The sequence below is a fragment of the Prochlorococcus marinus CUG1416 genome (assembly GCF_017695965.1).
GTDB lineage: Bacteria > Cyanobacteriota > Cyanobacteriia > PCC-6307 > Cyanobiaceae > Prochlorococcus_A.
In genome coordinates, this window is record NZ_JAAORM010000004.1 from 24,574 (window position 1) to 38,325 (window position 13,752).

At 30.5% G+C, this 13,752-nt stretch carries 17 protein-coding genes; 5 read left to right on the forward strand and 12 right to left on the reverse strand.

The annotated features are described in order from the left end of the window. Nucleotides 1-6: 6 nt before the first annotated feature. The 3 genes from HA146_RS05515 (at nucleotide 7) to HA146_RS05525 (ending at nucleotide 2,126) form a co-directional block, all read left to right on the forward strand. Nucleotides 7-864, forward strand: a complete 858-nt coding sequence (locus HA146_RS05515; RefSeq protein WP_209108576.1) for a transglutaminase family protein — start codon at nucleotides 7-9, stop codon at nucleotides 862-864. Nucleotides 865-1,050: 186 nt separating this feature from the next. Next, complete coding sequence (locus HA146_RS05520) at nucleotides 1,051-1,524, forward strand: HNH endonuclease (protein WP_209108698.1); 474 nt, start codon at nucleotides 1,051-1,053, stop codon at nucleotides 1,522-1,524. 83 nt (nucleotides 1,525-1,607) lie between these two features. After that, complete coding sequence (locus tag HA146_RS05525) at nucleotides 1,608-2,126, forward strand: pentapeptide repeat-containing protein (RefSeq protein ID WP_209108577.1); 519 nt, start codon at nucleotides 1,608-1,610, stop codon at nucleotides 2,124-2,126. 10 nt (nucleotides 2,127-2,136) lie between these two features. On the opposite strand, the gene HA146_RS05530 is transcribed toward HA146_RS05525, so the two are convergent. The 3 genes from HA146_RS05530 to HA146_RS05540 are packed head-to-tail and all read right to left on the reverse strand — an operon-like array spanning nucleotide 2,137 to nucleotide 3,572. Then, nucleotides 2,137-2,490, reverse strand: a complete 354-nt coding sequence (locus HA146_RS05530) for a hypothetical protein (RefSeq protein WP_209108578.1) — start codon at nucleotides 2,488-2,490, stop codon at nucleotides 2,137-2,139. A gap of 4 nt (nucleotides 2,491-2,494) precedes the next feature. Further along, the gene (locus tag HA146_RS05535) at nucleotides 2,495-2,686 is read right to left on the reverse strand and encodes a hypothetical protein (RefSeq protein ID WP_209108579.1); all 192 of its coding nucleotides are present in this window, start codon (nucleotides 2,684-2,686) and stop codon (nucleotides 2,495-2,497) included. Nucleotides 2,687-2,702: 16 nt separating this feature from the next. Then, a complete protein-coding gene (locus HA146_RS05540; RefSeq protein ID WP_209108580.1) occupies nucleotides 2,703-3,572 on the reverse strand; it encodes a carbohydrate kinase family protein in 870 nt (289 codons plus the stop codon). Nucleotides 3,573-3,613: 41 nt separating this feature from the next. Here HA146_RS05540 and HA146_RS05545 point away from each other — a divergent pair, with 41 nt between their 5' ends. Then, a complete protein-coding gene (locus HA146_RS05545) occupies nucleotides 3,614-3,982 on the forward strand; it encodes a DUF2834 domain-containing protein (RefSeq protein ID WP_209108581.1) in 369 nt (122 codons plus the stop codon). Between the two features lie 15 nt (nucleotides 3,983-3,997). Here the strand turns inward: HA146_RS05545 and HA146_RS05550 are convergent, their stop codons facing one another. Continuing rightward, nucleotides 3,998-5,227 carry an MFS transporter gene (locus tag HA146_RS05550; RefSeq protein WP_209108582.1) on the reverse strand — a complete coding sequence of 410 codons (1,230 nt, stop codon included), beginning with the start codon at nucleotides 5,225-5,227 and terminating at the stop codon, nucleotides 3,998-4,000. 2 nt (nucleotides 5,228-5,229) lie between these two features. On the opposite strand from HA146_RS05550, the gene HA146_RS05555 reads away from it, so the two are divergent. Further along, entirely contained in the window at nucleotides 5,230-6,780 is a 1,551-nt protein-coding gene (locus HA146_RS05555) for an alpha/beta fold hydrolase (protein ID WP_209108583.1), read from the forward strand. On the opposite strand, the gene HA146_RS05560 is transcribed toward HA146_RS05555, so the two are convergent. The 8 genes from HA146_RS05560 to bchI form a co-directional block, all read right to left on the reverse strand. After that, nucleotides 6,777-7,799 (reverse strand): ABC transporter permease, encoded by a 1,023-nt coding sequence (locus HA146_RS05560; RefSeq protein ID WP_209108584.1) that lies wholly within the window; start codon nucleotides 7,797-7,799, stop codon nucleotides 6,777-6,779. The two genes, HA146_RS05555 and HA146_RS05560, sit on opposite strands and share 4 nt — an antisense overlap. Further along, nucleotides 7,792-9,363: an ABC transporter substrate-binding protein gene (locus HA146_RS05565; RefSeq protein WP_209108585.1), complete on the reverse strand. Its 1,572-nt coding sequence runs from the start codon at nucleotides 9,361-9,363 to the stop codon at nucleotides 7,792-7,794. The genes HA146_RS05560 and HA146_RS05565 overlap by 8 nt, the downstream gene beginning before the upstream one ends. Nucleotides 9,364-9,380: 17 nt before the next feature. Beyond that, nucleotides 9,381-9,632, reverse strand: coding sequence for a hypothetical protein (locus HA146_RS05570; RefSeq protein ID WP_209108586.1), 252 nt, complete (start codon nucleotides 9,630-9,632; stop codon nucleotides 9,381-9,383). Nucleotides 9,633-9,701: 69 nt separating this feature from the next. Continuing rightward, nucleotides 9,702-11,003: a homoserine dehydrogenase gene (locus HA146_RS05575; protein ID WP_209108587.1), complete on the reverse strand. Its 1,302-nt coding sequence runs from the start codon at nucleotides 11,001-11,003 to the stop codon at nucleotides 9,702-9,704. 44 nt (nucleotides 11,004-11,047) lie between these two features. Further along, complete coding sequence (locus tag HA146_RS05580) at nucleotides 11,048-11,467, reverse strand: SufE family protein (protein WP_209108588.1); 420 nt, start codon at nucleotides 11,465-11,467, stop codon at nucleotides 11,048-11,050. A gap of 38 nt (nucleotides 11,468-11,505) precedes the next feature. After that, entirely contained in the window at nucleotides 11,506-12,063 is a 558-nt protein-coding gene (locus HA146_RS05585) for a 5-formyltetrahydrofolate cyclo-ligase (RefSeq protein WP_209108589.1), read from the reverse strand. Nucleotides 12,064-12,072: 9 nt separating this feature from the next. Next, complete coding sequence (gene ruvC, locus HA146_RS05590; protein ID WP_209108590.1) at nucleotides 12,073-12,546, reverse strand: crossover junction endodeoxyribonuclease RuvC; 474 nt, start codon at nucleotides 12,544-12,546, stop codon at nucleotides 12,073-12,075. Nucleotides 12,547-12,551: 5 nt separating this feature from the next. Further along, nucleotides 12,552-13,640 carry a magnesium chelatase ATPase subunit I gene (bchI, locus tag HA146_RS05595; protein ID WP_209108591.1) on the reverse strand — a complete coding sequence of 363 codons (1,089 nt, stop codon included), beginning with the start codon at nucleotides 13,638-13,640 and terminating at the stop codon, nucleotides 12,552-12,554. Nucleotides 13,641-13,752 lie beyond the last annotated feature (112 nt).

A 13,752-nucleotide genomic window follows, 5' to 3' on the forward strand; every position in this document is an offset into this window, starting at 1 on the left:
TTATTAATGAGAATTAAATACATTCACAAACTTGAATATAAATATGAAGCCCCTGTTCAATTAGGCGAGCATAGATTGTGTATAAAGCCGAGGTCAAATGGATTTCAAAAGTTGAAAAATTTTGAATTAACAATTACCCCAGAACCAGAAATTATTTATCCATTACTTGCTGCCAGTGGCGAAGAGATTAATCGAATTAGATTCAACGGATTAACAGATAAATTAATTATTGAATCCATTAGCGAAGTTGAAACTATTAAACATCCAAACATTATTGATGGGGTTAAAGATAGAGATTTAACATTACCTTTTTGTAGGAGCATTATTAACAGAGATTTACAGGGTGCATTAGAAGGGTGGATGCCAAATGGACAACATGATCCTTCTGCCGTTGAACTCGCCCAAGAAGCTTTAGCAGGAAGTATCAATAACGCATTATCATTTACTTACCAACTAATAGAGATAATTCAAGATCGGGTTAAATATACCAAAAGACATACAGGTCCAGCATGGCCAGCGAGCAGAACAATTAGGGAGCGTATAGGTTCATGCAGAGATTTAGCAATGTTGATGGTTGAATCTTGTAGGTCAATTGGTATACCAAGTAGGTTTGTAAGTGGTTATCATTTTGAAGAGCCTTTACCTTCTGATTTAGATCTTCATGCTTGGGCTGAATTATATATTCCAGGTGCGGGTTGGAGAGGTTTTGATCCAAGCGGCAAGGGATTAATAGATGAAAGATATTTAACATTGGTATCCTCTTCCAAATCTAATTTAACTTCTGTAGTAACAGGTAATTTTATAGGAAAAAATAATCTAGAAAATACATTGTCATGGGAAATTAAACCTATTGAGCTCAAATAAACCTTTAAACATATATTTAATTTCACCTTCTAAAAATTAGAAAAAAAAGATAATTAAAAATATGTTTCTTTTTTAGTGTAAGTTGATACGTTCAAGGATATATATATCTGTTTTCATTTGTTTAATCTTTAAAGTAAATTGAACTCAAGTTTAGAAATTCCAGTTATCAAACCAAACAAATCCAAAATGTTTGACTTGATAAGTTATGAAAAATTTCGTGATACAAAGGATGTCAGATTTTTTGATATTAGTATTAATGAATCAAATTATAGAGATCTAGTTATTCATAGTGGTCCCGCAGTTAGTCCCCCAAATGAGAGCAAATTTAATAATTGGCAATTTTACATACATCACAATCAAGAAGATAATCTATTGGCTATCTCTGGGGGAAGAACATTTTTTCTTGTTAATTTTGGGTGGGACTATCCTTTTTATAAAGTTAGATTAGAATCTTGCGGGTATATTTTAAGAATACCTAGAGGAACTTTTCATAGATCAGTATCTGATGAAAACGGTTCCATAGTTTTAAATCAAGCTATAAGAGATAAAGGCGGCACTGTAGAATCTGAATTCAAGGTTACGAATAGTAAAGACAACAAAAAACTACTTGATTGTATAACTAACTTAGAACCAAGATTTAAAATCTATAGTGTTAAATAATCTTAAAAAGGACTTCCAAATTTAAACGTCAATTAAAATAATTATCTAATTGTTATAAAATAAAATTATTGAAATAATTTGGTATGAAATTTTCTAGTTTTTTAAAATATTTTTTATGCATAACTTTTTCTTTATTAGTTTTATCTTCTCCAGTTTATGCCGGGGCAAATGTTGCTGTTAAAGGAGAGGGAGATGAAGTTCCAAGTTATGTAAGATCCGATATTACAGGATATGATTTCCATGGAGAGGATCTTCATTTGTCCTCCATAGCTGGAGCCGTTGCGAGAGACGCAGATTTTAGTGACGTTGATTTACATGGTACTACATTAACCCTATCTGATTTAAAAGGTTCCAATTTAAATGGAATTAACCTTACAGATACTCTTTCTGATCGAGTTAACTTCCAAAAAACAGACCTTAGAAATTCTGTCTTAGTGAATATGATTGCATCAGGTAGCAGTTTTGCAGGGGCTCAAATAGAAGGCGCAGATTTTTCTTATGCGATTCTTGACAGCGAAGATCAAAGAAATCTTTGTAAAATTGCCGATGGTGTTAATCCAACTACAGGCGTTTCAACAAGAGAAAGTCTTGAGTGTAGTTAGAAAGTTAAAATCATAAATAAACTCTCTTACCGTTATTAAATTTATAAATTTTTTGTTCATCGTCTTGAAATATCATTTCACCATTTAACTTAGACTTTCTAAATTTCGTAAGTCTTGCTCTATGTATATTGGATTTTCTATTTATATTATCTTCGTTATCATGAATTCCAATATAAATATTTATATTCGGGTCTGAGAAGGTTTTTTCTTCCTCCCTTAAAAAAATTCTTTCAATATTTGATTGAGTACTCTGCAGTTTATTTTTAAATTTGTTTAATTTTATGTTTTTTGTTTTCTTAGTATTAATTTTTTTATAGACCAAAAATATAATTACAAAAATTAAAAAAACTAAAACTTTGTTCATTCAACTATTTAATTTTTATTTTTATATCTACGCCTAAGTTACTTTTAGTAGTTAATATTTCTTTTTTTAAGATTCCATAAGTAAAAATTTTTGATAAAGTTTTCAAAGATTTAAAAACTATAAAAACAGTAACTAAAAAGAAAACAATAAGGTTATCTATAAGAATATTTTTATTTTTATTTTCTAAGTTGCTCATGAAAGTGTTAATTCAATTATTTATCATCATTATTTGCATATGGGCCAAAAAATTCACTGGCGTCTCTTCCCATTACTTTAGCAAGATTTAAACTTTTATCTATATCCCAATTAGATGCCATTCCATAAAGAATACCCGCAGCAAAAGAATCGCCACATCCATAAGAATCAACCTTTAATCTTTTGTTTTTAAGAGCCTTATATCTTCCTCCAGGAAATATTATGCCTCCATTCTCACCCTCGGTTTTGATAGTATATTTGGGTTTTAAGGATAATTCAGAAAAAGAAAAAACTTCCCCTGGATCAAGATTACTGCCTATTAATCCATCTAAAAGGACATTTGATTTATTAATTGTATTTAATCCCACCCTTGGTGTTGTACATAGTTTTGAAGCTGATCTAGCCATTTTAAAAATCTCTGAATCAGATGCAGTAATAAAAATTCCGTCCATTTTTTGTAAAATCTTCCATTCTAACTTGTCTTTATGAGTTGGAGCTAACCTTTCTCCAATAACTGTTATTGCTCTTTCACCTTGTGAGTCAATTAAACTAAATCCTCTTCTAGTTGGTTTATCACGCCAGGCTACATGCAACTTAATTCCCATATTTGAGAGAATTTTGAAACACTTATCTCCATAATCATCATTACCTAATGAAGTAAAAAAATGAATTTGATTTAAAGTTAAATCAGAAAGTATTTTCGCGATAATAGAGCCACCACCAGCTGGATATTCAATAGACTTTTTAGAATGAGAGATAATTCCTGGCTTCGGCAATTTATCGACTCTTAAGAAATTTATCCACTCAATATGGCCAACTACCGCAAAATTCAAATTCCCTTTTTTAGATTTATATTCTTCAATTTTATTATTCTTTTCAACAGCCATAAGCCTTTAAATACTATTATTAAAAGAAATCTTTTTGACAAGTGAATTCATTTAACATTTTAAAAGATAATAAACAGATACTATCTTATCTTTACCTTTTTCTATCATTTTTAGGAGCTATCCTTCCAATGATGGCAAATTTCGAATTTGCTAGGGAATATGGAAATAGTTTTGATATCAATAACTTCATTTCTTTAGCGAATGCCAACCCGGCAGCTCAGTCAATTTCTAGAGACTTATTAGTAGGTGCAAGCGCAATTTTTATATGGATAGTAAATGAATCAAAAAAACTAAACATGAAAAATATGTGGGTTGTTTACATTGGAACTTTTCTTATTGCATTTGCATTCTCAGCACCTTTTTTCTTATTTCTAAGAGAGCGAAGAATTATTGAATTAGAACAAATTTAAATTTTTAAAGATTAATTAAAATAATCTCTTAAATAGGACTGTAAAGATTATAAAGCAAGCAAATGAAATAGATAGCCAAATTACTGAAGCATAACCAAATAGATCTAATATACGTCCCGAAATAAATGGTCCAATAAAATACCCCATAGCGAAACATTGTGATAATAGAGCAAGTGCAAAACCTTTTTTGTTTGAAGGAGCTATTCTGAAAACTACATCTGTTGATGTTGGAAGAAATGAAGCAGTGCCCAAACTAACTAATATCAATGAAAAAGAAATCAAAAATAAAGCTGGAATATTGAAATAACTAGAAATAAATAATAAAAATGAAGCAAAAGAGAAGTTTATCAAACTAAATTTCAACCCAAATAATCTACCTTTTTTTGATATCCAAGACCCAATAGGCCATTGTAAAAACAACAATAAAATTAACTGAATAGAAATTATAAGACTAATAATTTCTTTGCTTAATGCATTGCGATATACTCCACCTTTAACAAGATCCAGTGGCAAAGTTACTTGAATCAAAGCTAAAGAGGTAGTTATCAATAAAATAGAAAAAATTATTATTGTTGAATTTTTATTCCATTTCAATTGTTCCTGGTTAACTGGATCTACTAATTTTTTTTGGAAATTTTCTAAGTTTCTTTTAATAGAAGAACTATTTCTAGATATTAAATATGTGATAACTAACATGCAAAATATATCATTTATAAAAACCGATTTGGAGTATAAAAGATTAGTCATAACCCCCCCTAAGAATACCCCTAGAAATATTCCTAAAGCCTCCGAACTTCTAACAAGAGCATATGCTTTGCGTGTTTCGATAGGATGGCAAAAATATGGCACCCCGAACTCGGCAGCAGGCCAATATATTCCTGCAGAAGCGCCAACAAATGATTGTCCAATTATGTACAAAAAAGTATCTCTTGAAAAAATGAGGCATAAACTAGCGGCAATACTTAGTATGGAAGAACTAACTATTGGAAATTGTATTTTCCCTGTTTTGTTAAGATAATTACCTGTAAAGACTCTTGTTACGGTTCCAATTATTGCTGAAATGGTAAACCCCAAGCCAATATCTGTTGCTGATAATCCTATGTTATTAAAAATAAGTGATGTTAAATAAATAACACCTCCTGCTCCAAATGCGGCGTAAAATCTTATCTTGGTTATTAACCTCAAATGATATGGAAATTGAATCCACCAATTTTTGCTAATTTGTAAACTATTTAAACTAATCACAAGTGAAATACATTTTTATAATTTTTTTTAGTTTTTGTGGTTTATTTTTTAATAATGGTTTAAAGGCTGCTGAAAAGATAAATATTAAGTTTGAAGAGATGGAAATCCCTCTTACTATAGAACAATTATCAAAATTAGAAAAATACAAAGATGATTCAACAGAATTGGTAGATTGGCTAAAAAAAAATGGATTAGTAAGAGTTTTTGAATTATCAAAATTTTTAGAATTTCCAGTTTTCAAGGAAGAGGGATTGAATAGAGAAATATTAAGAAGTTGGATAGGGCGTAAAATTCTTACAGAATTAAGCAAAAGCATTAAAGTCCCAAATGACAATAATGGGACAGAAATTTATAACACTATAGAAATTTTGTTAGATCAAAAAAAAGAAGTTTCAACTTTAGAAATCATAAAGGCATTACCATCAGATGAAATTTCACTAGATATTGATAATTTAATTTTAATAATTTCATCATGGAAAAATGAATTATCAATGCAACAAGAACTTTTATCCAAATTAAATAAACTTGAAAGAACGAACCAAAATGCTTTTAAAAATACTGAAATAAAATCAACTAAAGATCTAATAAAAATTGATAAAAAAATTTATGCCCCTCACCGAGTGAAACCTGTTGAAATTGAAATATGGAAAAGCAATAAAATAAATAATGATAAAGAACTGATAATTTTTATGCCAGGACTTGGAGGTGAAATTAATAATTTCAAATGGATAGGCAACGAATTGGCTAGAAGAGGTTGGCCAATATTATTTATTGATCATAGAGGGAGTAATTTAGAATCATTTATAGAAGTACTCGAAGGTAAGGAAACAATCCCAGGAAGTGCAGACTTTTTCTTATATAGAATTAAAGATTTAGATGCTGTATTAAAAGCTCATGAAAATGGAGAATTTGGTTTACCTAATAATTCTTATATTTTAATGGGGCATTCACTTGGTGCTCTAATAGCACTTTTATATGAAGGCAATAAACCTTCTTATCAACTAGAGGACAAATGTGATTCAGCATTAAAAGACTTTGCGGTAACAAATTTATCTAAATTACTTCAATGTCAGTTGAGCGAAATGCCATTCCCTAAGAAAAATAACACTAATAAGGCCAGTGCGATAATAGGTTTTAATTCATTTGGCAGTTTATTATGGCCAAAAGAAAATAGTACAGGCATTAAAACACCAACTCTTCTAATAGGTGGTACCTATGACCTTATTACACCGTTAATGAATGAACAATTTAGAGTTTTTTCTGCTTTAAATAATCCATCAAATAGATTTCTAATTATTGAAGGAGCAAGTCATTTCTCTCCAATAAGAATTAATAAAAGTTATGAAGGAAATAATGACGTTTTCAAAATAAGTGAATCTTTTATTGGTTCAGAGCCAATATTAGTACAAGATTTATCTGCGAAATTTATAGTTGAATTTTTAAAAAATATTAAAGACCAAAAGATTCCTTCTGTAGTTAAAAACCAAAGAGATTTGGGACTTGATTTCCATCTTTTAGATCTTGAGACAATAAAAGAAATTTCCGAAAATTAGTACTCTATTCGTGGATCTAAATATGCGATTAAAATATCCACAAAGAGATTTAAAGAGACTATAAGCATAGAGGTAAAAATTACAATGCCTTGAACTAAGGTATAGTCTCTTTGAGAAATAGCTTCATGTAATCTTAAAGCTATACCTGGCCATGAAAAAGTTACCTCAAACAATAGAGCACCTCCTGCTAATGAGGCCATAGTCAAGCCAGAAATAGTGACAATTGGCAACAGAGCATTAGGCAATGCATGGTTTAAAAATATTTTTTTCCTTGATATTCCTCTACATATAGCAGCATTTACATAATCACTTTTTAATGTCTTATCCAAATTTACTCTTAATGAGCGGCTGAATATACCACTTAATAAAAAGCCAAGTGTAATCGAAGGAAGTGCGAGATGATAAAGACTATCTTTCAAAGCAATAATATTATTTGAAAGAATACTATCTAAAACTAGAAAACCTGTAATTTGAGGTTGTTGCTGAAATATTGGAAATCTACCTCCAATTGGGGAAATACTAAAAAATACAGAAAATAATAATTGCGCTAACATTGCACCCCAAAAAGGAGGGATCGCATAGGTAGCAATTCCTAATATTCTCGCAATATAATCAGTCTTTTTCCCTCTATTTCTTAAGCCAATTAATCCCAATGGGAATCCTATTAGTGTGGCACTTAATATTGAAAAGAATCCAAGCTCAAGACTTGCAGGCAATGATTTAATAATAATATTTAGGACTGGCTCTTGGGTACTAAGAGATTGGCCAAAATCTAAGTGCAATATATTTTTAATATATGAAAAATATTGATTTATTAAAGGTTCATTTAGCCCCAATTTATTTCTTAGAAATTCCCTAGAGATCTCATCTGCACCAGATCCAAGTATGGCATCGACAGGATCGCCAGGAGCTACTCTTAATAAAATAAAAACTAATGAAGAAATTATCCATAACATTATCGGTATTAATGAAATTTTTAATAAGGAATAATTTAGTAGTTTATTTAAATTTCTACTCATCAATTAACTCAAGATCACTCAAGGAAATTATTCCTGCACCATTAAAAATAGGTTTTGATATTTTATTTTGAGACCATGCTTTTTGAGAGGATATCCAAATAGGAATATAAGGTATTGAACTTGCTGCTGTTTTTTCAATTTCAACAAGATTTTCTAATCTTTTAATTCCACTTGTTTTTTCACTCTCAAGAAATAAACTTTCCACTTTATTAGATCCCCAAAAACTACCGCTGTACAATGATTCTCCCTTTTTACATATGCCATCAACTATTTCATTACAACTTAAAAGAGGGGTGAGATAGGCCTCTGGATCTGAATAAGCCCCAGTCCAATCGAGAAGAACTGCTGTATAAATTCCTAAACTTAGATTCTTATAAACTGTTGTAGATTCCACCCCATTTAGTTCAATATCAATACAATCTTTCAAAGAACTTTTAATTTCTTCTTGCCATGTCAGGGCAATAAGCTTGTCAGCTGGTACATTCGATCTATAAGTAAGAGGTATTTTCAGAATATTTCCATTACAATAATTTTCTTTTTGCAATAACCTTCTCGCTTCTAAATAATTATATTTAGGCCATAGTTCATGATTCTCTTTTTTTAATATCGGAGGAATAATTGATCTAGATGGCTTCCTTAATCCATAACTTACTTTCTCACTAATTAATTTTCTATTAAGACTTTTTGCCAAAGCCAGTCTTAAATTAAGGTTACTTAAGGGATAAGAACTCGTTTTGAGGCTTATAAAACTTAATTCAGTGAAAGGGCTATTACCTTCTTTAAACTGTTTCTTTTTACTTAAAGTATTAAGACTGTTTCTCTGACTATCATCAATAGAATTTGATAATAGCACGTCAATTTGTTTACTTTTTAAAGCCCCAAACAGAGAAGATGAATTTGAATATCCCACAAATTTAATGCCCTTATTTAATGGCTTGTCACCCCAATAATTCAAATTTGGATCAATTGATTGAACTTCATTAGAAAAGCTAGTCAGCACATACTTGCCAGTACCAACGAATTTTTCATTTAGAAACTTATCAGAATATTCTTTGTAAAATGTAGGAGATATTGGAGTTAAATTTACTGATGTAAGTAAACCATTTAAAGAACTTGATGGTTTATTCAAATTTATTATGACTGAATATTCACTTGGCGTTTCTATTGATTTAATCTTATTTCCTAAGATATAATTCATCGTTCCAATTCTTTTGAATCTATCAAAAGTAAACTTTATTGCATTTGAATTAAATGGAGTTCCATCGTGAAAAAAAACATTTTTTCTTAAATTGATAATTATTTGAAGTCTATCCTTTGAAATAATTGGCATCCCCGATGCCAATTCAGGTATTAATTCACCCTTAGAATTTAATTCATATAATGTGTCTCCCAGAGAACTAATTAATTGAATTGCTTTAAGAGTATTAGCTCTAGCTGGATCTAAAGATTCAATTTTTCCAGAACTTGCTACTATAATTTTTTTAGATATTCTTTTTGAGCCGCAAGAAGTCTGTAAAAAAGAAATTAAAATAATAAATATTGATAAAACAACTTTTTTTCTCATATTTCTTAAGTACTTAATTATTCTGAAGAATTATTTGAGCAAAAAATTTGTAAGGTTATTTGACTTATTTCTACAGCAAACGTTTTTTTAGAATTACAGGCAAAAGGCCACTCTCTCACCCAACAAATTTCTTTACCAATATTTATACCAATTACTTGAAAAGTCTTATTGCTATTTTTAATTTTTACACAAGCGCCTTTGTAAAGTTTTTCAGAACAAATTAAATTATTTTTTTTATTTTTATTGTCTAATAGTTTTGAATAAATCATTAAGGTCCAAAATCATACACTTACTTTCTTCGGTTTAACAAGCTATAAAGAAATTTGCAAACTATTTTTTTAAATACAACTTAATTGACTTGCAATAATTATTACTTCATTTAGCGAATTTATTTCATCTTTAGATTTCTCAAAATCTCCATTATTCACCTCATGAGTAATAACGACAATTTCAGCTTTGTCCTCACTTGCATCTAGTTGAACAATCGATTCAATGGATACATTATTTTTTCCAAAAATATCTCCAATCTTTCCTATTACACCTGGACTATCAAGACAAATTATTCTAAGGTAATTTTTTTTATTTATTTGCGAAGATCCAATGATATGACATTTTCTCCAGAAATCGAAAGATAATAATGGATCGATTGAATTATTATTTTTTACTGAGGCGGCATGCAGATTTAATATATCTGATACTACAGATGCAGCAGTTGGGCCACTCCCTGCACCTGGACCATACAACATTATCTCTCCAAGAGGATAAGCCTCTATTAATAAAGCATTATTAACTCCCTTTACTGTTGCCAATGGATGAGATTTTGGAATTAAAGAGGGTCCTACCCAAATATTTAAAGCAAGTGATTTATTATTATTAATCTGTCCCCTTTCGGAGAGCGCTAAAAGTTTTATTTCAAATCCTAATTTATTGGCATATTCGATATCCTTGAGATTAATTTTACTTATGCCTTCAGTATTTATCTCATCTCTTTGAATTTTCCCACCAAATGCAAGTTCACTAAGAATTGAAATCTTATCAGCCGCATCATGGCCCTCAACATCTGCAGTTGGATCAAATTCTGCATAACCAAGGCTTTGGGCCAATTTCAAGGTTTCCCTATAATCAGCTTTCTCATTTGTCATCTTAGAAAGAATAAAATTTGTTGTTCCATTTATTATCCCAACCATTTTTTTTATGCTATTACTTTTTAATGATCTTTTTAAGGGTTCAATTATGGGAATTCCACCACAAACTGCCGCCTCTGACAATATATAAACTCCTTCTTTAGATGCAGTTTTATATATTTCTTCGCCATATCTTGCAATGACTGCTTTATTTGCGGTAACAACAGATTTACCTAACTTTAATGATTGCAGAATAATATCTTTTGCCAAATCAACCCCACCCATTACTTCAACAATTACATCTATAGAGGGGTCATTAATTAATTTAAATGGATCATCAGTTAATAAATTATTATCCAGCTCAATATCCCTTTTTTTATTAAGATCTTTAACTGCTATTTTTGCAATTTCTATTTCCTTTAAAATTGGATGTGAATCAACTTCAGAACTTAATATTTTATAAATCCCTGAACCTACAGTTCCAAAACCTACAATCCCAATTCTGCATTTTCTCATTTTTTATTTCTTTTAACTTTGAGTTTAATTTTATATTATTAGACCTACAAAAATTGATTTGCTAGAGACTGCATTTTCAAAAATATATTTAAAAAACCATTTGATCGTGAAGGTGTTAAGCTTGCTTTCAAACCAGTATCTTCAATAAATTTCTTATCTATTTTAATAACTTCTTTTGGGGTTAATTCATTTAAACCAGTAATTAAAAATGCCAATAAACCCTTTGTTATTAGGGCATCAGAATATCCTTCCCAAAATAATTTACCGCTTTTAATATTTGCCTTAACAAAAACTTCTGAAACGCATCCCTTAACTTTATTTTCTTCAACAAGGATTTCACTATCTGGTTCTTTCAATTTTTTGCCTAACCACAAAATGTATTCATATTTTCTTTTTGGATCTTCTGATTTCTTCAACTTTTCTACTAATTTTGATAAATTATTGTATTTTTCCTGATTTTCCATTTTTAAAACTATAAATTAATCACTTTGTTAATTTCCTATTATACAAATATTTCTTTTTCTGTGATAAATCCCGATAAAGGAATATCCCACTCAGCTCTGGTTAATGGAATCGTACTTACACAATTAGAAGTTAATACTCCAATGCATGGAACATTTCTCCAATCATTATTTCTCCTTAATTTATCAAAATAACCTCCTCCATAACCTAATCTTGTTAAATTTTTATCAACGGAAAGACAAGGAACAAGTATCATGGTTATCTGCAAATGACTTAATGGGGAAGAGTTATTTGGACTTAGTATCCCCTCAGAATCTTTGGTAAGGGGCTTTTCATCCCATGGATAAAATAACAACTCTTTTTTACCTTTACATCTAGGCAAAGCTAAAGTAAATTTTTTCTTGAGACTTCTTATATCTACTTCATTTTTCAGAGGCCAATATATTGCTATATAACCAATATTTTTATATCCCTTAACAAATGAATCAACAAATAATCTTACATTCTTTTTTACATTTTCTCTTTGATTAAGAGAAATCCCATCTCTTAGTTTCCTAAACGAATCCCTCTCCAATTTCTTATTTTCAAAGATCGTCATATTAAATTCTCAGTTAAAGCCATCCTCATTTAGTTTTGTGAGTGCTATAGCCAATGCATCTGCTGAATCATCAGGTTTGGGAGGTTTGTTAAGCTCTAAGTTATACATAACAGCATCAAGAATATCTTTCTTAGATGCCTTTCCAGACCCAGCAATTGTTAATTTTATCTGAGCAGGTGAATATTCACTAACATGAATTTTTTTAGAGGCTAATACCATCATAATCACGCCTCTAGCCTGCACCACACTAATGGTGGTGCTTGACCTGTAAAAGAAAAATTTTTCTACCGCCGCTGCAGTTGGATTCCAATGATTTATTAGTTCATTAAGATCTTGGAATATCTCATAAAGTCTATCTTCTTCTTTTTTATCTTTAGCTGTCTCAATAACGCCGCAATCTAATAATATCTTTCTTTCATTTTCTATTTCAATTATTCCATAACCAACTCTAGCTAATCCAGGGTCGATCCCAATTATTCTCACTTTTATTAAGCTTCAGCAGACAATTGAAATTTTGAAAGATTTTCTTTTTCATCTAAATCGAATACTTTACAAAAAGCTTGGATGACTCTTTCACCTGAATCAACTTGTTCTAGAGGATCTTTTCTTAGTCTATGTCTTAAAGAACAAGAAATAACTCTTGCTATGTCATCTTCTTGCACTTCAGTTCTGCCCTCAAAGGCTGCAATTGCCCTTGCAGATCTATTTGTAACAATATCTCCACGTAAACCATCAACATCTAGTTCTCCGCAAATAGCAGATATATTCAATCTTAGGTCATCGTCCATTTGAACAGAATTTAATATTTCTTGTGCTTTAATTACCTTTTGTTGAAGTTCATCCTGTTGTTTCTCAACACTCAATGAAAACTCATCAGGATTATCGTCAAAAGAAGTTCTTTGATCTACTACTTGAACTCTTAATTCAGCATCTCTAACTGTCTTAACCTCAACACTCATTCCAAACCTATCCAATAGTTGAGGCCTTAATTCACCTTCTTCTGGATTGCCTGAACCAATAAGGACAAACCTCGCAGGATGTCGAACTGACACTCCTTCCCTTTCAACTGTATTCCATCCGGAAGCAGCCGAATCTAGAAGTACATCAACCAAATGATCATCAAGTAAATTCACTTCATCAACGTATAGTAAACCCCTATTAGCTTTAGCCAACAATCCTGGTTCGAATGCCTTAACACCTTCACTCAAAGCTTTCTCTATATCAATAGTTCCACAAAGCCTGTCTTCAGTAGCTCCTAAAGGTAAATCAACCATAGGTACTTGTTTTTGTATACTCTCTAGATTTTCTCCTTGAACAATTTTTTCAAAAACTTCTTTACTCTGCAAATCAGGATCGATCAAAGAACTATTATATTGATCGTCTTTAACAACTTCTATTGCTGGCAACAAATCGGCTAAAGCTCTAATTGTAGTAGACTTTCCAGTCCCTCTATCACCCATTATCATAACTCCTCCAATTCTTGGATCAATAACATTTAACAAGAGTGCTAATTTCATTTCTTCCTGACCAATTACAGCTGTAAAAGGGAAAACTCTTCTTTTCTTTGTTGTAGTCACAGTTTTAGTATTCTTTGATATTCAAATAATCAATAGATGTTACTTCAGAAAATGTTTTTAGTAAATATCCCATCGAATTAAAGCAACAAGTTAACAATAACTAATCAAATTT

Coding starts and splice junctions, on each gene's coding strand:
- HA146_RS05520 (WP_209108698.1), top strand. CDS start 1,051: ATGTTTGACTTGATAAGTTATGAAAAATTTCGTGATACAAAGGATGTC.
- HA146_RS05540 (WP_209108580.1), bottom strand. CDS start 3,572: ATGGCTGTTGAAAAGAATAATAAAATTGAAGAATATAAATCTAAAAAA.
- HA146_RS05560 (WP_209108584.1), bottom strand. CDS start 7,799: ATGAGTAGAAATTTAAATAAACTACTAAATTATTCCTTATTAAAAATT.
- HA146_RS05585 (WP_209108589.1), bottom strand. CDS start 12,063: ATGACGATCTTTGAAAATAAGAAATTGGAGAGGGATTCGTTTAGGAAA.
- HA146_RS05570 (WP_209108586.1), bottom strand. CDS start 9,632: ATGATTTATTCAAAACTATTAGACAATAAAAATAAAAAAAATAATTTA.
- HA146_RS05575 (WP_209108587.1), bottom strand. CDS start 11,003: ATGAGAAAATGCAGAATTGGGATTGTAGGTTTTGGAACTGTAGGTTCA.
- HA146_RS05580 (WP_209108588.1), bottom strand. CDS start 11,467: ATGGAAAATCAGGAAAAATACAATAATTTATCAAAATTAGTAGAAAAG.
- HA146_RS05565 (WP_209108585.1), bottom strand. CDS start 9,363: ATGAGAAAAAAAGTTGTTTTATCAATATTTATTATTTTAATTTCTTTT.
- HA146_RS05525 (WP_209108577.1), top strand. CDS start 1,608: ATGAAATTTTCTAGTTTTTTAAAATATTTTTTATGCATAACTTTTTCT.
- HA146_RS05535 (WP_209108579.1), bottom strand. CDS start 2,686: ATGAGCAACTTAGAAAATAAAAATAAAAATATTCTTATAGATAACCTT.
- HA146_RS05530 (WP_209108578.1), bottom strand. CDS start 2,490: ATGAACAAAGTTTTAGTTTTTTTAATTTTTGTAATTATATTTTTGGTC.
- HA146_RS05515 (WP_209108576.1), top strand. CDS start 7: ATGAGAATTAAATACATTCACAAACTTGAATATAAATATGAAGCCCCT.